Below are 18,163 nucleotides of genomic sequence, written 5' to 3' on the forward strand. Positions count from 1 at the left end.
GCATGCAACTTGAATGTGACCCTGAACGTGAAGAGTCCCGGGGAGCGTCCATGGCAGGTCGGCGGGTCATCGTTGTCGGAGCGGGCAATGCGGCGCTGTGCGCGGCGCTGGCCGCGAGCGAACAGGGCGCCGAGGTCCTGGTCCTGGAGCGGGCGCCCGAGAGACTCCGCGGCGGCAACACCGCGTTCACCGCGGGCGCGATGCGGGTCGTCTACTCGGGCGTCGAGGACCTGCGGAAGCTGATGCCCGACCTGACCCCGGAGGAGATCGGGAACACCGACTTCGGGAGCTATACGGCGGCGGACTATCTCGACGACCTCGCCCGCGTCACCGAGTACCGGACGGACCCCGAACTCGCCTCCACCCTCGTGGAGAAAAGCCTTCCGACCTTGCTGTGGATGTCGGAGAAGGGCGTGCGGTTCGTTCCGATCTACGGGCGTCAGGCCTTCAAGGTCGACGGCCGCTTCACCTTCTGGGGAGGCCTGACGGTCGAGGCCTCCGGCGGCGGGATGGGCCTCGTGGAGTCACTGACGCGCGCCGCCGTCAGGGCCGGCATACGCATCGAGTACGGAGCGCGCGTGCTGGGACTGCTCCAGGACGACGGCGGCGGCGTCCGCGGCGTGACGGTGCGCCAGGCCGGGCAGACCCGCGACGAGCACGCCGACGCCGTGGTGCTGGCCAGCGGAGGATTCCAGTCGAGCCCCGAGATGCGGGCGCGCTACCTCGGCCCGGGATGGGACCTCGCGAAGGTCCGCGGAACGATGTACAACACCGGCGACGGCCTGCGGATGGCGCTGCGCGCCGGGGCGAGCCCGGCAGGGAACTGGTCCGGCTGCCACGCCGTCGGCTGGGACCGCAACGCCCCGGAGTTCGGGGACCTCGCGGTCGGCGACCACTTCCAGAAGCACAGCTATCCCTGGGGCGTCATGGTCAACGCCCACGGCCGGCGGTTCGTGGACGAGGGCGCCGACTTCCGCAACTACACCTACGCCAAGTACGGGCGCGTGATCCTCGAGCAGCCAGGCCAGTTCGCCTGGCAGGTCTTCGACCAGAAGGTCACGCACCTCCTGCGCGACGAGTACCGGATACGTCAGATCACCAAGGTGACCGCCCCGAGCCTCACGAAGCTGGCCGAGAAGATGGACGGCGTGGACCCCGCCGGATTCGTCGCGGAGATGGAGACCTACAACGCCTCCGTCGACACCGGCACGCCCTTCAACCCGAACGTCCGCGACGGCCGGGGCACCGCCGGTCTCGCGGTCGACAAGACCAACTGGGCCAACACCGTCGACGAAGGGCCTTTCGAGGCCTACGCGGTGACCTGCGGCATCACCTTCACCTTCGGGGGCGTCCGCATCGTCCCGGAGAGCGCGCAGGTCCTCGACGCCGACATGAACCCGATCTCCGGTCTCTTCGCCGCCGGTGAACTGGTCGGAGGGCTCTTCTACTTCAACTACCCGGGGGGCACCGGACTGACGAACGGCTCGGTCTTCGGGCGGATCGCCGGCACCTCGGCAGGACGGGCCGGATGAGCGGGCCGGGCGAAGCGGGCGGACCGCCGGAGGCGGCCCCCTCGCCGCTGGACCTCGTGGTGATCCCCGGCGACGGCATCGGTCCGGAACTCGTGGACAGCGCCCTCCAGGTGCTCGCCCGGGTCGCCGCTCTGGACGGCTTCGAGTACCGCCTCACCACGGTCGACGCCGGTGCCACGGCGTACCGGAGGACCGGCCGGGCACTGCCGGACGGCGCGCTGGAACGCCTGCGCGCCGCCGACGGCGTACTGAAGGGCCCCGTGGGTCTCCCGGACGTACGCCACCCGGACGGGACCGAAGCCGGGCTGCTCGGCGGGCTCCTCCGCACGGGCCTGGACACCTTCGCCAACGTCCGCCCGATGAGGCTGCTTCCCGGCGTCACCGGTGCCACGCGGCACGGCCCCGGCGAGATCGACTACGTGGTCGTACGGGAGAACACCGAGGGCCTGTATCTCTCGCGAGGGGCGGGCGCGGCCACGCCGCACGCCGCCTCCGACCAGCTCATGGTCACGCGCGTCGGCACGGAGCGCGTCGTGCGGTACGCGTTCGAGCTGGCCCGTGGGCGCATGGGCGCCGCCGCCGACGGCGCCCGCAGGGTGACCTGCGTGGACAAGAGCAACGTGCTGCGCAGTTACGCGCTCTTCCGCCGGGTGTTCGACGAAGTGGCCCGTGACTACCCGGACATCGGGACCGAACACCTCTACGCCGACGCGGCCGCCCACGAACTCGTCGCACGGCCGCAGACCTTCGACGTACTCGTGATGGAGAACTTCCTCGGCGACATCCTCAGCGACCTCGGCGCCGCTACGGTCGGCGGCCTCGGCATGTGCGGTTCGCTCAACGCCGGTACGGACGCGGCCTACGCGGAGCCGGTGCACGGCAGCGCCCCGGACATCGCCGGACGGGGGCTGGCCAACCCGGTCTCGCAGATCCTGAGCCTCGCGCTGCTGCTGGACCACGCGGGCAGGACCTCGGCGGGCGACCGCGTGAGAGGTGCCGTGGAATCGGCGCTTTCCCGGGGCGACTTCGAGCTGGGCGAACGGGGACAGCCCGTACGCGGAACGCAGTCGGTCACCGCGGCCGTGTGCGAGAACCTGCGTCCGGGGTGAGTCCGTGTGCGGCGGTCGCCCGCGGGCACCCGCAGCGGAGAGACCGGAGTGGCTGATTCCGTCCGTGACCGCGAACGTGGAGGCGTACTTGCGATGAGCACCGGCGACGACAGCGGCCTGACCGAGGAGACCGTGTTCACCTGGGGCGCGCCCCCTTTGAAGTTCGGTGCCGGTGCGTCCGACGAGATCGGCCACGACATGGCGCAGTACGGCGTGCGGAGGGTGCTCGTCCTGACCGACCCCGGCGTCGGCGCCCTCGGTGTCCCCCAGCGGGTGGCCGGGAACCTCGGGCGGTACGGCATCGAGGCGCGGGTCTTCGACGGCGTGCACGTCGAGCCCAGCGACGCGAGCTTCGCCGCCGCCGTCGAGTACGCACAAGAGCACGGTCCCTGGGACGGGTTCGTCGCGGTCGGCGGCGGCTCGGCCATCGACACCGCGAAGGCGGTCAACCTGCTGACGTCCTGCGGCGGCGAGCTGATGGACTACGTCAACAAGCCGATCGGCCGGGCCGAGGTGCCGTCACAGGGGCTCAAGCCGCTGGTCGCCGTCCCCACGACCGCGGGCACGGGCGCGGAGAGCACCGCGATGTGCGTGCTGGACATCCTGTCGATGAAGGTCAAGACCGGGATCAGCCACTGGCGGCTGCGCCCCGCCCTCGCGGTGGTCGACCCGCTGCTGACGATGACCCTGCCGCCCGAGGTCACCGCCTCGGCGGGCATGGACATCGTCTGCCATGCGCTGGAGTCGTACACCGCGGGCTGGTACGCGGATTCGGCGCGGCGCAGGCCCGAGGAGCGGGTGACGTACTGCGGTTCGAACCCCGTCTCCGACCTGTGGTGCGAGAAGGCGCTGAGCCTGATCGCGAAGTCCTTCCGGCGTGCGGTGCACAGCGGCGCGGAGGACGTGGACGCCCGTACGGACATGCTGATGGCGGCGACCTTCGCCGGCATGGGATTCGGGAACTCCGGGGTCCACATCCCGCACGCCAACGGCTATCCGATCGCCGGCATGGTGAAGGAGTACCGCCCGTCCGGATACCCGCAGGACGAACCGATGGTGCCGCACGGGCAGTCCGTCTCGCTGACGGCGCCGGAGGCGTTCCGGTTCTGCTTCCCCTCGGCGCCGGAGCGGCATCTGCGGGCCGCGGAGCTGCTGGCGCCCGGCATGGAGCGGCTCCCCGACCCCGCCGAGCAGTTGCCGCGGGCCCTCGTCGGCCTGATGAGCGACATCGGCATCCCGAACGGCATCGGCGCCGTCGGCTACGGCGAGAGCGACGTGCCCGGCCTGGTGCCGGGGACGATGAAGCAGCAGCGCCTGCTGGCCACTTGCCCGCGCCCCGTGCGGGAGGAGGACATCGAGCGGATCCTCCTCAGCTCCGTCCAGAACTGGTAGCGGGCAGCGGCGCCCCCCGCCCGCTCAGTCGGCCGAGGACGGAGCGGACGGAGCGGACGGAGAGGACGGAGAGGCCGGAGAGACCGCCGGCGCCGAGGACGGCCCGGGCGGCAGCGGCGTGCGCCCCCGGTGTGCGCGCCAGACGACCTCGATTCCGGTCTCGCCCGGTGCGGACGGCCCTTCCAGGGACGGCCGCCGCTCGACCTCGGTGAAACCCAGGCGGCTCGGCACCCCGCCGCTGGCCTTGTTGGCCTCGTCGTGGTGGATCTCCACGACCTCGACCCCGGGCAGCCTGAACGCCTCACGCACCAGCGCGCCGGCCGCCGTCGTCGCCAGACCCCGCCGCGTCCACGACGGGTGGATCCAGTAGCCGATCTCCAGGCCTCCGGGGCCGATGCGGCGCATAAGGCTGCAGCTGCCCACCGTCGAACCGTCCACGGCCACCCCGTAGTTGTACGCCTGGCCCTCCGCCCATTCACGTTCGCACCTGGTGACGAACTCCAGGGAGGAGTCGGAGCTGTAGTCCTCGTGCGCCCACGGCATCCACGGCATCAGATGGTCGAGGGACTCGGCGACGACCCGGTAGACGACGTCGGCGTCGGCGGTTCGCCAGCGCCGCAGCCGGCAGCGTCCGGAGAGGAGCAGTTCGGCAGGTCCTTCCATGCATGTAATCGTTCCCAAGGCGGGTCGCGCCTACAACTCCTTTACGTAGCCGGACTGGATGGACCGCGCTGCGCGGTGCCGGACTTCCCGCAGTCCGTGCTCAGGGCTGCCCGTTCGCGTAGTACGAGACCAACTCCCGCGGAATCTCCGGCACTTCGACCGGCACGCTGCCCGAACGGAGCGACCTCGTGGCAGCGTGCCCCGCCGCGACCGCCTCCCTGGCGGCGAGCGGCGAGGTCTCCGTCGGCCCGCCGTCGCGGGCGAAGCGGAGGAACTCCTTGACCAGCAGCCGGTCGGCCCCGCCGTGCATGCCCTCCGCCCGCGGCACGGGGACGGTCAGGTCGGCGTCCTCGCGGTAGCCGGTGCGGCGGGAGTTCCAGACCTTGACGACGGAGCCGTCGAGGTCGCCGAAGTTCTCCAGCCGGCCGTGGTCGCCGATCACCGTGTAGTTGCGCCAGTAGTCGGGCGTGAAGTGGCACTGCTCGTAGCTGACGAGGACCCCGTTGCCGGTGCGCCCCTGCAGCATGCTGATGTCCTCGACGTCCACGACCGGGTTCAGCCCGGTCAGGGCCGACGGCGGCCAGTTCACGTCCGGGTCGTGCCACTCGGTCATGCGCTCGCCGCTGCGGTCGCGCCGGTCGGTGATGCCGCCGTAGACGGCGAGTTCACCGACGGCGCTCACCTGCCGCAGGGAGCCGCCGGCGAGCCAGTGGACGACGTCGAGGTCGTGGGCGCCCTTCTGCAGCAGGAGACTCGTGGTGTTGCGCCGCTCCGCGTGCCAGTCCTTGAAGTAGAAGTCGCCGCCGTGCCCGACGAAGTGGCGGCACCACACGGCCCGTACGTTCCCGACCGCCCCGTCGAGTACGAGCTGCCGCATCTGCCGCACGAAGGGTGCGTGCCGCAGGTTGTGGCCGACGTAGAGGCGGCTGCCGGTCGCACGGGCGGTGCGCAGGATCAGATCGCAGTCCTCGGTGGTGACGGCGAGCGGCTTCTCCACGAAGACGGCGACGCCCGCGCGCAGCGCGTCGAGCACGCAGCGGGCATGCAGATGGTCAGGGGAGAAGACCATCACCGCGTCGATCCCGCCGGCCGCGAGCAGCTCCTCATGGCCCGGGTGCACGGGCACTTCGGGGCCGAAGAGCGAGTGTGCCGCCTGCCGCCCGCGCGGATGCGGGTCGGCGCAGGCCACCACCCGGGCGTCTGCCGCCGAGTCGTGGACGTGCGTCGCGAGCGCCGCGCGCTCTCCCACGCCCACGACTCCGATCCGGAGGCCGTCGCCGGCCATCGCCCTCACCGCCGCCCATGTCGAGGTGCCCTGCCCATATCGAGGACTCCTGCGTAATTGCCCGGTCCGAAGCCTTCACGCCGACGGCCGTTTATGCAACAGTCCTCAATCAATCAGTACGAAGAACCGATCAACCGGTTCGTCTGCGAGCACACCGGCCGGGAGGTGAACGGGATGCGGGGCCACGACCTGGCCGCTCTGCGGCGGCTGAACACCATCGCCGTGCTGCGTTTCCTGCGCTCCCAGGGGCCGGGGCGTCCGCAGTCGCTCAGCCAGCTCGCCGCCGCCACGGGGCTGTCCCGTCCCACCGTCGACCAGGTCGTCGAGGAACTGACGGCGCAGGGCTGGCTGACCGAGGCCTCCGAGCCGGCGTCCGGACGGTCCGGCCGTCCGGCCCGGCGCTTCCGGTTCCGCGGCGAGGCGGGCCGGGTCGTCGGCGTCGACATCGGGCTGCACAAGGTGGTGCTGCTCCTGTCGGACCTCGCCGGCGACGTCACCGCCACCGAACGCGAGGAGATGGACCCGGACATGGGAGGCGCGGAACGCCTCGCTTTCCTCCGTGCCCGTATCGAACGGTTCCTGGACGAGCAGAAGGTGCGTCCGGAGGAACTGTGGGCCCTGTGCGTCGGCGTACCGGGCATCGTCGGCGAGACGGGCCGCATCACCTCGGTGATCGTGCCGGAGTGGTCGGACTTCGAGCTGGCACGGAGGCTCGGGGAGTCCTTCCCGTGCCGCATCCTCGCCGAGAACGACGTCAACCTGGCCACGCTGGCCGAGCACTGGCAGGGCGCCGCCCAACTCGCGGACGACGTCGTCTGTCTGCTGATCGGCCACCGCTCCTCCTGCGGTGTGCTGCTCGGCGGCCGGCTCCACCGCGGGCACCGCGGCTGGGCGGGCGAGCTCGGGCTGCACCGCGGGCTCGGCCTCTCGCACGCCCACGAGGTACTGGGCTGGCGGGGCGAACGGCGGGCGGGAGAGTCGGAGGTCGCGGCGCTCGCCCGCGCCGCCGGCGCGTCGGACCCGGACGCGCTGGAGATCCTCGACCGCTACGCCACGCGCCTCGCACCCGGAATAGGGGCGCTTCTCCTCGCCGTCGATCCCGAACTCGTCGTCCTCTCGGGCGGGATGACCCCCGCCGGGGAGGCCCTGACCCCGCTGCTCACCCGGCAGCTGCGGGACGTGGCACTCGATGTGCCGCTGCACGTGCCGCGCATCACCGTCAGCACGCTGGGCGAGCAGGGCGTGGCGCTGGGCGCCGTGCGCAAGGCGCTCGACAGCGTCGAAGCACTGCTCTGCGACGCCACAGGGCCGCTGCCCTCCGTACCGCCGTCCATGAACCGCTGAACCAGGCACGTACGTCGACGTCCGGCCCGGCCGCGCACGAACGGCCACCGCCTGCCCCTGCGTTCCCGACCTCACACCGTCCCCGGACCGTCCTCAGACCGTCCCCCTCGGAGTCCACGGAGTCGCCGATGCGAAGGAGAACTCTGCTCGCCGGAGCGCTGGCCGCCGCGCCGGCCGCCGCCGGCGCGGCCACGGGATGCAGTGCCGGAGGCGCCTCGGCGCGCACCTCCGACGGCCGCACCCTCATCTCGTACGGGATGTGGGACCCGCTGCAGGTCGCCGGGATGAAGAAGATCATCAAGGCGTTCGAGGCGGAGCATCCGAAGATCTCGGTCAAGGTCCAGGTCACGCCGTTCACTTCGTACTGGACGACCCTGAAGACCGCCATGCGCGGCGGCTCCGCGCCGGACGTCTTCTGGATGAACGCGGTGAACCTCCAGCTCTACGCCTCCGAGGGCGTGCTGCAGCCGCTCGACCCGTATCTGGAGCGCGACAAGTTCGACATGGGCGTCCATCCGGAGGAGCTGCTCCGGATGTACACGCATGAGGGCACGCACTTCGCGATGCCGAAGGACTTCGACACGATCGGGCTCTGGTACAACAAGGAGCTCTTCGACAAGGCCGGCATCAAGTACCCCGATGAGAGCTGGACTTGGGACACCGTCCGGGACGCGGCCGCCGAGCTGACCGACCGGCGTACGGGTGTCCACGGCATCGCCGCCGAGATGCACAACCAGTACACGTACTACAACACCATCGCCCAGGCCGGCGGTCACGTCATCCGCGACGGCCGCTCCGGTTTCGGGGACCCCCGCACCATCGACGGGCTGCGTTTCTGGACGGACCTCATCGACCGCGGCCACTCGCCGTCGCAGAGCGCGATGGCCGACACCAGGGGCCGTCAGCTGTATCTGTCGGAGCGGGTCGCCATGAACTACGACCTCTCGGCGATGGCCTCCCAGATGTACGCGTCGCCCGCCATCAAGGACCACGGCGGCGTCGCCGTGCTCCCCAAGGGGCGCGAGCGCGGCACCACCATCCACGGCCTGGCCAACGCCATATCCGGCAAGAGCCGGAACACCGAGGCGGCCTGGCAGTTCGTGAAGTTCCTCGGCTCACGGAAGGCCGCGGAGATCCAGGCGCGCGAGGGCGTGACGATCTCCTCGTACGAAGGGACGCAGGACACCTGGGTGAAGTCGATGCCGGAGTTCGACCTGAAGGTCTTCACGGACATGCTCGACTACGCCGTCCCGTATCCGGCGTCCAAGCACACCGCGGTGTGGGAGAACCTCCAGCCGCAGCTGCTGGGCGGCCCGTTCACCGGCAAGGGCGGCATCGAGGACGCCTCGCGCACCCTGGCCCGCCAGATGGACCTGGCCCTGGAACAGGAGAAGTGAGGACCATGGCTGTCTTTCCCTCCACGGCGGCGGCCGAGCAGGCAGAACGCCGTACCGGAGCCGGCGGACGCGGCGGCAGCGGCGCACGGAGCGGCGCCGGCGCGGGCCCCGGCACGACGGGCCGCGGCTCGCAGCGGATCGCATACCTCTTCATCGCGCCCATCGCGGTGGGCTTCCTCGTCTTCTACATCTGGCCGCTGCTGGAGACCTTCTGGTTCAGCTTCACCTCCTTCGGAGCCTTCGGCGGCAACTCCTGGGTGGGCGGCGAGAACTACGGGCGCGTGGTGCAGGACGTCACCGTCGGCAAGGCACTCGGCAACACGCTGCTGTACATGGTGATGGGGCTGATGACGCTGCCCGTCGCCATCGTGCTGGCCGACCTGATGAACCGGCGCGGGCTGCGCGGCGTTCCCGTGTACCGGGCGCTGTACTTCGTGCCGTTCGTGACGCTGCCCGCCGCGGTCGGGCTCGTCTGGAACTGGCTCTACAACGGCGACTTCGGCATGGTCAACGAGGCGCTGTCGTGGATCGGCGTCGACGGCCGCTACTGGGTCTCCGACCCCTCGACCGCCGTGTACGCGATCGGCCTCGTGATGATCTGGTCCCACGTCGGCTACTACCTGATCATTTTCACCGCCGGCATCAAGGCGATCCCCCAGGAGGTCTACGAGGCCGCCGAGATCGACGGTGCGGGCCCGGTGCGGCGCTTCTTCCGCATCACGGTGCCGCTGCTGAGCCCGAGCATCTTCTTCGCCTCGGTCATCTGCGTCATCAACTCGCTTCAGCAGTTCGACCTGATCTTCGTGATGATGAGCCCCGAGAACCCCGCGCTCGGCGAGACGCAGTCGGTCGTGACGCTCTTCTTCAAGTGGGCCTTCGACGAGAACTCCCAGGGGGCCGCCGCGGCTCTCGCCTTCCTGCTCATGCTGCTCATCGCGGCGCTCACATACCTGCAGTTCCGGTTCCAGAAGAGGTGGGTGCACTATGCCTGAACCGGCCCCGTCGCCCGGCGCCCTCTCCTCCGGCGCCCCGTCGCCCGGCGCCCTCTCCTCCGGCGCCCCGTCGCCCGGCGCCCTCTCCTCCGGCGCCCCGTCGCCCGGCGCCCTGTCCTCCGGCGCCCCGTCGCCCGGCGCCCTGGCCCCGGGTGACCCGTCGTCCGGCTCCGCCCCGGCTCCGCCGCGCGGCAGGCGTCCGTACCGCTTCGACCCGGGCGCCGTGGCCACCCACGCGGTGCTGTCGCTGGGCGCGCTGGTCATGGTCTTCCCGTTCCTGTGGCAGCTGCTGACCGCGTTCAAGACCATGCCGGAGGCGGTGCGCGTACCGCCGACGATCCTGCCCGAGGCGTTGAACTGGGCCGCGTTCGAAAAGGTCTTCACAGCCGTGCCGTTCAGGGAGATGCTCACCAACAGCCTGCTCAACACGGCCGGACGTACGCTCGGCCAGCTCGTCTTCTGCTCGCTGGCCGCCTACGCCTTCGCGCGGCTCCAGTTCCGCGGCAAGAACGTGCTGTTCGCGGTGTTCCTCTCGGTGCTGATGGTGCCGCCGCAGCTGCTCGTGCTCCCGCAGCACGAGATCATGCAGCAGCTGGGGCTGCTCAACACCGTGCCCGCGCTCTTCCTGCCGGGCATGTTCAGCGCCTTCGGCACCTTCCTGCTGCGGCAGTTCTTCCTGGCGCTGCCGAGGGAGCTGGAGGAGGCCGCGCGCATCGACGGCGCGGGCCCGTTCCGGATCTTCTGGAGCATCATGCTGCCGCTCGTACGGCCCGCGCTCGCCGCGCTCGCCGTGATCACCGCGATGTGGTCCTGGAACGATCTGCTGTGGCCCCTGGTGGTCAACACCGATCCCTCGAAGGCGCCGGTCAGCGCCGGACTGGTCTCCCTGGAGGGGCAGTTCATGACGGACTATCCCGTGATGATGGCCGGTTCCGTCATCGCCAGTCTGCCGATGCTGATCCTCTACGTGCTGCTCCAGCGCCACTTCGTACAGGGAATCGCACTCAGCGGATCGAAGGGCTGAGCGCCGCATCCGCACCCGCACACATGCCCGGACCCGCATCCGTACACGACCCGGACCCGCATCCGTCCCCGTAGACCTGTCCGACCCCGACCGGAAGGCAGCCATACCCCCATGCCGGAACTCGCAGTGGGGCTGATCGGCGCGGGCGGCATCGCCCGCGCCCATCTGCCCGCCTGGCTCACGCTGGGAGCACGGGTCACCGTGTTCACATCCGACGACAGCGGCGAGCGGCTCGCCGCCGAGTACGCGCACCGAGGCGTGCGGGCGGCCCACGGCCTCGGTGAACTCCTCGACTCCGCCGAGGCCGTCGACGTCTGCACCCCGACCCACACCCACCGGGAGGTCGCGCTCACCGCGCTGCGCGCGGGCCGCCACGTCGCCTGCGAGAAGCCGCTGGCGCTCGCCCCCGGGGACGTCGAGGAGATGATCGCGGAGGCGGATCGCGCCGGTGTGCTGCTCTTCCCGGCCCATGTGGTGCGGTACTTCCCCGAGTACGCGGCCATGGCCGAGGCCGTCGCCGGCGGTGCGGTCGGGCAGCCCGCCGTGCTCCGCTTCACGCGTACGGGCACCTACCCGGTGTGGTCGCCATGGTTCGCCGACCCGGCTCTCTCCGGCGGCCTGCTCGTGGACCAGATGATCCACGACTTCGACTTCGCCAGGCTGCTGGCGGGTGAGGTGGTCCGCGTGCACGCGCACGTACGGGGACATCAGGAGGCGCCCGCACCCGCGGGGTGTGTGGCCGCGGCCACGGCCGTACTAACCCACGCCTCCGGAGCGGTGAGCCACGTGCACGGGGTGTGGGGCCTGCCGGACGCGCAGTTCCGCACGACGTTCCGCATCGCCGGACGGGACGGTGTGCTGCACCACGACTCCGCGCAGACCAAGGCGTTCCGTGTGATCTCGCAGGGCGCGGCGGCGCAGGGCGAGGGCATTCCGGCCGTGAACCTGACGGAGAGCCCGTTCCTGACCGAGCTGCGCGAGTTCGCGGAGGCGGTGCGCGGCGGGCCGGAGCCCCGGGTGACCGCGCAGGACGGACTGGCCGCCGTGCGCATCGCCGTCGCCGCCGCCGAATCGGCGCGTACGGGACGGGCGGTGGAGACGGGCACCGCGGACGGGACGGGTGCCGACGGCCGTGACGACGAGTCCCCGGAGGCCCCCGAGACCCAGGAGGCCCCCGAGAACCAGGAGGTGGCCCGGTGAAGGTCGGAGTGCTCTCTTTCGCCCACGTGCACGCGGCCGGTTACGCGGCACTGCTGCGCGACATGGACGGCGTCGAGGTCGTCACCAGCGATCCGGAGGCCGGTTCGGCGCCTCCCGGCGAGGTGCGGGGCGAGGTGCTGGCCCGGCGGCTCGGCGTCGAACACGTCGCCACCTACCAGGAGTTGTTCGACCAGGGCCCGGACGCGGTGATCGTCGCCGCGGAGAACGCCCGTCACCGTGCCCTCGTCGAACTCGCCGCGAAGCACGGCGTGGACGTGCTGTGCGAGAAGCCGCTCGCCACCACCGAGGAGGACGGCGAGGCGATGGTCGCCGCCTGCCGTGACGCGGGCGTACGGCTGGGCGTCGCCTACCCCGTGCGCTTCAGCCCCGCATACGCCGCGCTGCGCGACGCGGTACGCGGCGGAGCCACCGGCCCGGTGCTGACGGTCGCCGGAGCGAACAACGGCCGGCTGCCGGCGGACTCCCGCGCCTGGTTCACCGATCCCGGGCTCGCCGGCGGCGGCGCCCTGATGGACCACACGGTGCACATCGCGGACCTGCTCGACGACCTCTTCGGCGAGGCACGCGCGGAGGAGGTGTACGCGCAGACCAACAACCTCATGTACGAGGCCGACGGAGTCGCGGTCGAGACCGCCGGACTGGTGACCGTCCGCTACACCAACGGCGCCGTCGCGACCATCGACTGCAGCTGGAGCCACCCCGACCACCACCCCACCTGGGGCGGCCTCGAACTCCAACTCGTGGGCGAGCGCGCCACGGTGGAAATGGACGCCTTCTGCCAGGTGGTCTCCGGCTTCGACGAGAGGCAGCGCACGGGCGTGCTGCTGCCTTGGGGGAGCGACCTGGACGGCGCGATGGTACGGGCGTTCCTGTACGGCACGGAGGCCGGCGAGGTGGACGGGGACGGGCCCGCCGTCCCGGACGCCGTCCAGGTCGCCGACGGCGAGGCGGGCCTGCGGTCCCTGCGCATCGCCCTGGCGGGCTACGCCTCGGCACGCTCGGGCCGGCCGGTACGGCTCGGGGACCGAACGGGCTGAAGGGCCGGTAGGCACGCGGGCTCCGTGAAGTCCCGTTCCGCTCAGGGCACTTCAGGCGGTTCAGGCCGTGCCGGCTGACCGGGCTGACCGGGCTGACCGGTCCGACCGGGCCGAGCGGGCCCGCGCGGGGGCGCATCCGGCAGTGCCCCCGCGTCGGCCGCGATGCCCCGCGCCACCTCCGCCGGCTCCCGGCGGGTCGTGTCCACGGTGTGTGCCGCGCGGCCCAGCCAGGTCGTGTACGCCTCGTCGTAGGCGGCGAGATGCTTCAGCCGCCACGCCTGGTCCGCCGGGCTGTCGGCGCCGATCCGGGCGGCGAGGGTGCCGGGGTCGGCGTGCAGCACATAGTGACGCACGCGGATTCCGGCCCTGTCCAGGCCGGTGCTGATCTCGTCCCAGTACCGCTCGACCAGGACGGACTGCGGCATGACGAGCACCCCGCCCACGTAGCCGAGCAGCTGCGAGGCGGTCTCGACGACCAGATGCCGCCACGGCGGCCAGTGCTGGAAGTCCCCCAGCTCGGGCAGGTCCGGCACGTGCGCCAGCATGTATCCGACTTGTTCGGGGTCGAACAGACGCGCCCGCGGGACGAGTTGAACGAGCTCCTCCGCGGTCGTCGTCTTCCCCGCCCCGAACGTCCCGTTCAGCCAGATGATCAAATGGTCCACCCCCGGCCGCTGTCCCACGCCCGCGCGGAGCCGTTCCCTCTCACGTTCCGCCGTTCTCGTCGCGCGCCGCGACCGCCTTTCGCGACGGCCACCTGTCGCGGTAGTGCCTGGCCAGCCAGGTCCCGGTGATCAGCGCGGCGGCCAGGGTGCACCACTGCCACCAGCCGAAGTCGTTCCAGTCCCTGTCGACCAGTGAGATCACGAGAAGGACGAAGAGAGCAGCCGTACGGGTCCAGTTGAGCGACTCGCGGGTGCGGCGCCGGGCGGCGCCCTCCTCGACGAGGCGCAGCGCGTACTCCTCGACGTCACCGAACTCCTCCTCCGGCCGGGCCCCGCCGGCGGCCAGATGCTCCCGTGCCTCGGCGGCCAGGCGCCGCGCGTCGGCCCGTGAGACCTTGTGGCGCCCGCGGAGGAGGCCGTCGAGGCGGCGCAGCCAGGCCTCCGCGTCCTGGTCGCTCGCGTCTCCGGCCGCCGCACGTCGTGCCCTCCCGGGCAGCCGTACGTGTCCGGCGAGCCACAACAGCAGCAGTCCCACGGGTATGAGCGCGGCAGGCGGTATGCGCCACAGGACCGTGTGCGGCATCAGCTTCAGCGCTGTGGCCGCCGCGAAGGCGACGGCGAACGCCACTGCGAGGGCGCCCGCCGCGGCTCGTGGACGTCCCTCTGCCCGCAGGGTGTGTGCCGTTGCGGCGACGGCGAACGTGGCGCCCATCAGGGCGATGCCGGTCAGCCCGGCCGGGGTCACGTCGGACCACCAGCCGTGCTTCATCCACAGGACGATCCCGGCGAGCACGAGCGTCCCGCCGGGCACCAGCAACGGCGTCTCCCGGAACTCCTCCGTCGTGAGGCGGTCCGGATAGCTGACCTTCGCCCGGGTGGAAGCCGGTACCCGCGCCGCCGCGAGTTGCGACGCGTACTGCTTCGCGTCCCCGAAGGCCTGCTCGGGGCTCTCTCCCGATTCGGCGCAGTGGGCGAGTGCCTCGCGTGCGCAGTTCTCGGCCGCTTCGAGATCCACTCCGCGGTAGGTGAGCTGGAGGGTGAGCATGTCGCCCCAGACGGCGTCGTCCGGTGAAGTGTCGCCTTCCACGGCCTTGTTCATCGCTCGATGCCTTTCTGGAGGGTGCTGCTCAACAACTGGTCCATGCGTTCGGCGAACTCGCCCCAGCGGGCGCCCTGCGACGTCAGCCAGTCCTGGCCGCTCTCCGTGAGCGAGTAGACCTTGCGGCCGGGGCCGCCCTCTCCCGCGGCCCACGTCGAGCTGAGGACGCCTTCGGACTCCAGTCGCGCCAGGACGGGGTAGAGCACCCCGCCCTTCAGGCGTCCGAAGCCGGCCTCGGCGAGGCGCTGGGCCACGGCGTAACCGTGGTTGTCGCCCTCGGCGAGCACGGCCGCGGCGGCCAGTTCGATGACGCCGCGCAGCCAGGCGGCGGGTTCCTCATGAGTCGCTCCGGTGGTCACGTGGAGAGAGTAGATGAAATTCAGAACTAGTCAATATTCCGACTAGTGCTCCTGGTGCAGTCCGAGAGCGCCGGAGTCCGGGAGTCCCGGAGTCCGGGAGCGCGGAGAGCGCCGGGAGCGCCGGGAGCGCCGGGAATGCCGGGACTCCGTGGGACCTGCGGCGCGGTACGCGAGGCGCAGGGCCACCCGGCCCAGCGCCCGATTCCGCGGGCGCTCCGGACGTCCAGAATCACGGGGACGGCCGGGAAGGACCGACGGAAGGAGAGCGGCCATGTCGTATCCGGAGCCCCGCTATCTCGGCGAAACAGGCGAGGTCAACGCGGTGTTCAGGTCCGCCGGCGCGGGGCCGGACCTCGCCCCCGCGACCGGACCCCGAATGCACTACCTCGCCACCGGCGCGAGCACAGGCGGCGAGTTCGGGCTCTACAAGGTGGAGATGGGGCCGAGGTCGCCGGGGCCGAGCACGCACTTCCACCGGTCGATCTCGGAGTCGTTCTACGTCCTGTCCGGGGAGCTCGAACTCTTCGACGGCGAGCGCTGGGTCACCGGCCGGGAGGGAGACTTCCTGTACGTGCCGGTCGGCGGGCTGCACGCGTTCAGGAACGCCACGGACGACCCGGTGTCGATGCTGCTGCTCTTCTCTCCCGGCGCACCGCGTGAGGAGTATTTCGAGCGGATCGCGGAGATGTCGCAGCGGGGCGGCGAGGAGCTGGAGGAGTTCCTCGTGAAGCACGACAGCTTCTTCGTCGACGCGGAGTGAGGGCGGACGGACGGCTGAAAGCGGTACGGCCGGACACCGGAACGGCTGGACACCGGTACGGCCGGACACCGGCACGAGCAATCCGTCATCGAGCACCTGGCACCGGATACGGCGAACGGCACGGCGGGCACCCGGTCGTCCGGGCGAAGTGGTCCGCCGTGCCGTTCCCTTCCGTGCGGTCGGCTGTCAGGTATCAACTTTCAGCTGACAGAATCCGTTATCTGTCAGCCGTCAGCCGTCAGCCGTCAGCCGTCAGCCGTCAGCCGACAACCGACCGTGCCTCCCCGCCGTCAGCCCTGGCCCGCTCCGTCCCGCAGCCAGACCGTCGTCTCCCCGGGCAGTCCCTCCCCGGTCAACGGGCTGCTGCTCAACAGCACTTCACCCTCCGGCAGCGGCTTGGTCTCCGTGCTGAAGTTCGTCAGGCAGTGCCAGCCGTCAGGACGCACGAAGTGCAGCAGCCCGTCCCGTTCCGACGCCTCGTCGCTGCACCACGCCAGCGACTCGTCCGTGCCGACGAGCTTGTGCCGCAGCCGCAGCGCCTCCCTGTAGAGCTCCAGCGTGGAGCCTTCGCGGCCTTCCTGCGCCTCGGCCGAGAGCTCGCCGAAGTCCGCCGGCTGCGGCAGCCACGGGTTCTCGCCGCCGAAGCCGAACGACGGTCCCGTGCGCGTCCACGGCAGCGGTACGCGGCAGCCGTCGCGCCCCTTGCGGGTGTGCGAGCTCCGCTCCCACACCGGGTCCTGGAGGTCCTCCACCTTGAGTTCCGCCACCTCTGGCAGCCCCAGCTCCTCGCCCTGGTACATGTACGCCGACCCCGGCAGCGCCAGTTCCAGCATCGTGGCGGCCCGTGCCCGCCGCAGTCCGCGCTCCACGTCGGCCTGCGGCTTCGTGCCGCCGCTGAGCAGCCACTCGTCGCTGTCGGCGCCCTCGGGCAGTGCGTAGCGCGAAGCGTGCCTGACCACGTCGTGGTTGGAGAGGACCCAGGTCGCGGAGGCGCCCGCCTCCTGGGCCGTACGCAGCGAGACGTCGATGACGGAGCGGAGCTCCTGCGCGTCCCAACCCGTCTTCAGATACTCGAAGTTGAAAGCCTGACCCAGCCCTTCGGGCCGTGCGTAGAGCACCAGACGGTGGTTCTTCACCCACGCCTCGGCGACGCCGACGCGCGGCGGGTCGTACTCGTTGAAGACCTCGCGCCACTCCCGGTATATCTCGTGGACCTCGTCGCGGTCCCAGAACGGGTGGCTGCCGTCCTCCATGTCCGCCATCTGCTCGTCGTACGAGATGGGGCCCATGTCCCGCAACGGGTCGGCGAGGTCCTTCATCAGCGCGTTGGCCACGTCGATGCGGTAGCCGTCCACGCCCCGGTCCGACCAGAAGCGCAGCGTCTTGCGGAAGTCGGCGCGCACCTCGGGGTTGTCCCAGTTGAGGTCGGGCTGCTCGGGTGCGAAGAGGTGCAGGTACCACCAGCCGTCGGGCAGCCGGCTCCAGGCCGGACCGCCGAAGGCGGACTCCCAGTCGGCGGGCGGGAGTTCACCGTTCTCGCCCTTGCCCTCGCGGAAGACGTAGCGCGCCCGCTCCGGCGATCCGGGCGCGGCGCGGAGCGCCTGCTGGAACCACTCGTGGTCCTCGGAGGTGTGGTTGGGGACGATGTCGATGATGACCTTGATGCCGAACCGGTGGGCTTCGGCGACCATCGCGTCGAAGTCGTCGAGCGTGCCCAGACGCGGATCGACGTCGCGGTAGTCGGCGACGTCGTAGCCGCCGTCCGCCAGCGCGGACGGGTAGAAGGGGCTGAGCCAGACGGCGTCGACGCCCAGTTCGGCGAGGTACGGCAGCCGGGAGGTGATGCCCGGGATGTCGCCGAGGCCGTCGCCGTCGGAGTCGGCGAAGCTGCGCGGGTAGATCTGGTAAACGGCGGCCTGGCGCCACCAGTCGGGGCCGTCCTGACGGTGCGGTGCTGCGGTGTCGGTCACGTCGTTTCCTCGCAGTGCGGTGCGGGTTCGGTCATGTCTTACGGGTCCTGCGTGCCGTACGGGACTCGGCCCGTGCGGGTCTCAGGGATTCGTACTCAGTAGCCCTGCTCGTTATTCGGTTGTTGTCCGGGCACGCGCGGTTCGGCGCACGGCGGCCCGGAGTACTCGGGGTGGTGGCGGACGGTTGTCGGGTCGAGGGCGGCGCCAGGCCGTCCGGAACGCCGTCCGGACGGCTCCTGAACGCCGTCCGGTTCGCTCCCGGAACGCCGTCCGGGCAGCGGCCGGATCTCCGCTCAGGCCGCTGCCACTCCAGC

Annotated in this window: 15 protein-coding genes and 1 pseudogene; 10 read left to right on the forward strand and 6 right to left on the reverse strand. The window is 71.2% G+C overall.

Annotation, left to right across the window (positions count from 1 at the left end; translation table 11 throughout):
* Nucleotides 1-50 precede the first annotated feature (50 nt).
* From tcuA to AN215_RS12975, 3 genes are all read left to right on the forward strand, one after another.
* Entirely contained in the window at nucleotides 51-1,532 is a 1,482-nt protein-coding gene (tcuA, locus tag AN215_RS12965) for an FAD-dependent tricarballylate dehydrogenase TcuA (RefSeq protein WP_070009253.1), read from the forward strand.
* Nucleotides 1,529-2,641 carry an isocitrate/isopropylmalate dehydrogenase family protein gene (locus tag AN215_RS12970; protein ID WP_070009254.1) on the forward strand — a complete coding sequence of 371 codons (1,113 nt, stop codon included), beginning with the start codon at nucleotides 1,529-1,531 and terminating at the stop codon, nucleotides 2,639-2,641. Before tcuA ends, AN215_RS12970 begins: the two co-directional genes overlap by 4 nt.
* 93 nt (nucleotides 2,642-2,734) lie before the next feature.
* Nucleotides 2,735-4,033 carry a hydroxyacid-oxoacid transhydrogenase gene (locus AN215_RS12975; RefSeq protein ID WP_070009255.1) on the forward strand — a complete coding sequence of 433 codons (1,299 nt, stop codon included), beginning with the start codon at nucleotides 2,735-2,737 and terminating at the stop codon, nucleotides 4,031-4,033.
* 24 nt (nucleotides 4,034-4,057) lie between these two features.
* Here the strand turns inward: AN215_RS12975 and AN215_RS12980 are convergent, their stop codons facing one another.
* Both AN215_RS12980 and AN215_RS12985 read right to left on the reverse strand, forming a co-directional pair.
* Entirely contained in the window at nucleotides 4,058-4,696 is a 639-nt protein-coding gene (locus AN215_RS12980; protein ID WP_070009256.1) for a GNAT family N-acetyltransferase, read from the reverse strand.
* 100 nt (nucleotides 4,697-4,796) lie between these two features.
* Nucleotides 4,797-5,981, reverse strand: a complete 1,185-nt coding sequence (locus tag AN215_RS12985; protein WP_070009257.1) for a Gfo/Idh/MocA family protein — start codon at nucleotides 5,979-5,981, stop codon at nucleotides 4,797-4,799.
* 93 nt (nucleotides 5,982-6,074) lie between these two features.
* On the opposite strand from AN215_RS12985, the gene AN215_RS12990 reads away from it, so the two are divergent.
* The 6 genes from AN215_RS12990 to AN215_RS13015 all read left to right on the forward strand — a co-directional run bounded on the left by AN215_RS12990 (nucleotide 6,075) and on the right by AN215_RS13015 (nucleotide 12,996).
* A complete protein-coding gene (locus AN215_RS12990) occupies nucleotides 6,075-7,325 on the forward strand; it encodes an ROK family transcriptional regulator (protein ID WP_245694423.1) in 1,251 nt (416 codons plus the stop codon).
* A gap of 128 nt (nucleotides 7,326-7,453) precedes the next feature.
* Complete coding sequence (locus AN215_RS12995; RefSeq protein ID WP_070009258.1) at nucleotides 7,454-8,722, forward strand: ABC transporter substrate-binding protein; 1,269 nt, start codon at nucleotides 7,454-7,456, stop codon at nucleotides 8,720-8,722.
* 5 nt (nucleotides 8,723-8,727) lie between these two features.
* Nucleotides 8,728-9,714, forward strand: coding sequence for a carbohydrate ABC transporter permease (locus AN215_RS13000; RefSeq protein ID WP_070009259.1), 987 nt, complete (start codon nucleotides 8,728-8,730; stop codon nucleotides 9,712-9,714).
* Complete coding sequence (locus AN215_RS13005) at nucleotides 9,707-10,738, forward strand: carbohydrate ABC transporter permease (RefSeq protein WP_245694424.1); 1,032 nt, start codon at nucleotides 9,707-9,709, stop codon at nucleotides 10,736-10,738. The genes AN215_RS13000 and AN215_RS13005 overlap by 8 nt, the downstream gene beginning before the upstream one ends.
* A gap of 111 nt (nucleotides 10,739-10,849) precedes the next feature.
* Nucleotides 10,850-11,938 (forward strand): Gfo/Idh/MocA family protein, encoded by a 1,089-nt coding sequence (locus AN215_RS13010; RefSeq protein WP_070009260.1) that lies wholly within the window; start codon nucleotides 10,850-10,852, stop codon nucleotides 11,936-11,938.
* On the forward strand, nucleotides 11,935-12,996 hold the full coding sequence (locus AN215_RS13015) for a Gfo/Idh/MocA family protein (RefSeq protein ID WP_070009261.1): 1,062 nt from the start codon (nucleotides 11,935-11,937) through the stop codon (nucleotides 12,994-12,996). Before AN215_RS13010 ends, AN215_RS13015 begins: the two co-directional genes overlap by 4 nt.
* Nucleotides 12,997-13,151: 155 nt before the next feature.
* Here AN215_RS13015 and AN215_RS13020 read toward each other — a convergent pair.
* The 3 genes and pseudogenes from AN215_RS13020 to AN215_RS13030 form a co-directional block, all read right to left on the reverse strand.
* Nucleotides 13,152-13,652: pseudogene (locus tag AN215_RS13020) on the reverse strand (P-loop nucleotide/nucleoside kinase family protein); the annotation flags it as partial.
* 49 nt (nucleotides 13,653-13,701) lie between these two features.
* The gene (locus AN215_RS13025) at nucleotides 13,702-14,760 is read right to left on the reverse strand and encodes a hypothetical protein (RefSeq protein ID WP_070009263.1); all 1,059 of its coding nucleotides are present in this window, start codon (nucleotides 14,758-14,760) and stop codon (nucleotides 13,702-13,704) included.
* Complete coding sequence (locus AN215_RS13030) at nucleotides 14,757-15,119, reverse strand: PadR family transcriptional regulator (protein WP_070009264.1); 363 nt, start codon at nucleotides 15,117-15,119, stop codon at nucleotides 14,757-14,759. Before AN215_RS13030 ends, AN215_RS13025 begins: the two co-directional genes overlap by 4 nt.
* A gap of 271 nt (nucleotides 15,120-15,390) precedes the next feature.
* On the opposite strand from AN215_RS13030, the gene AN215_RS13035 reads away from it, so the two are divergent.
* On the forward strand, nucleotides 15,391-15,879 hold the full coding sequence (locus tag AN215_RS13035; protein ID WP_070009265.1) for a cupin domain-containing protein: 489 nt from the start codon (nucleotides 15,391-15,393) through the stop codon (nucleotides 15,877-15,879).
* A gap of 290 nt (nucleotides 15,880-16,169) precedes the next feature.
* Here the strand turns inward: AN215_RS13035 and AN215_RS13040 are convergent, their stop codons facing one another.
* Nucleotides 16,170-17,849: a glycoside hydrolase family 13 protein gene (locus tag AN215_RS13040; RefSeq protein WP_107374322.1), complete on the reverse strand. Its 1,680-nt coding sequence runs from the start codon at nucleotides 17,847-17,849 to the stop codon at nucleotides 16,170-16,172.
* Nucleotides 17,850-18,163: the final 314 nt, after the last annotated feature.

The sequence above is a fragment of the Streptomyces abyssalis genome (assembly GCF_001751365.1).
Lineage (GTDB): Bacteria > Actinomycetota > Actinomycetes > Streptomycetales > Streptomycetaceae > Streptomyces > Streptomyces abyssalis.

Bases quoted from the DNA above. Each gene is read 5' to 3' on its own strand.
- AN215_RS12985 (WP_070009257.1), bottom strand. From the start codon at position 5,981: ATGGCCGGCGACGGCCTCCGGATCGGAGTCGTGGGCGTGGGAGAGCGC.
- AN215_RS12970 (WP_070009254.1), top strand. From the start codon at position 1,529: ATGAGCGGGCCGGGCGAAGCGGGCGGACCGCCGGAGGCGGCCCCCTCG.
- AN215_RS12980 (WP_070009256.1), bottom strand. From the start codon at position 4,696: ATGGAAGGACCTGCCGAACTGCTCCTCTCCGGACGCTGCCGGCTGCGG.
- AN215_RS12990 (WP_245694423.1), top strand. From the start codon at position 6,075: ATGCAACAGTCCTCAATCAATCAGTACGAAGAACCGATCAACCGGTTC.
- AN215_RS13010 (WP_070009260.1), top strand. From the start codon at position 10,850: ATGCCGGAACTCGCAGTGGGGCTGATCGGCGCGGGCGGCATCGCCCGC.
- AN215_RS13025 (WP_070009263.1), bottom strand. From the start codon at position 14,760: ATGAACAAGGCCGTGGAAGGCGACACTTCACCGGACGACGCCGTCTGG.
- AN215_RS12995 (WP_070009258.1), top strand. From the start codon at position 7,454: ATGCGAAGGAGAACTCTGCTCGCCGGAGCGCTGGCCGCCGCGCCGGCC.
- AN215_RS13035 (WP_070009265.1), top strand. From the start codon at position 15,391: ATGTCGTATCCGGAGCCCCGCTATCTCGGCGAAACAGGCGAGGTCAAC.
- AN215_RS12975 (WP_070009255.1), top strand. From the start codon at position 2,735: ATGAGCACCGGCGACGACAGCGGCCTGACCGAGGAGACCGTGTTCACC.
- tcuA (WP_070009253.1), top strand. From the start codon at position 51: ATGGCAGGTCGGCGGGTCATCGTTGTCGGAGCGGGCAATGCGGCGCTG.
- AN215_RS13000 (WP_070009259.1), top strand. From the start codon at position 8,728: ATGGCTGTCTTTCCCTCCACGGCGGCGGCCGAGCAGGCAGAACGCCGT.
- AN215_RS13005 (WP_245694424.1), top strand. From the start codon at position 9,707: ATGCCTGAACCGGCCCCGTCGCCCGGCGCCCTCTCCTCCGGCGCCCCG.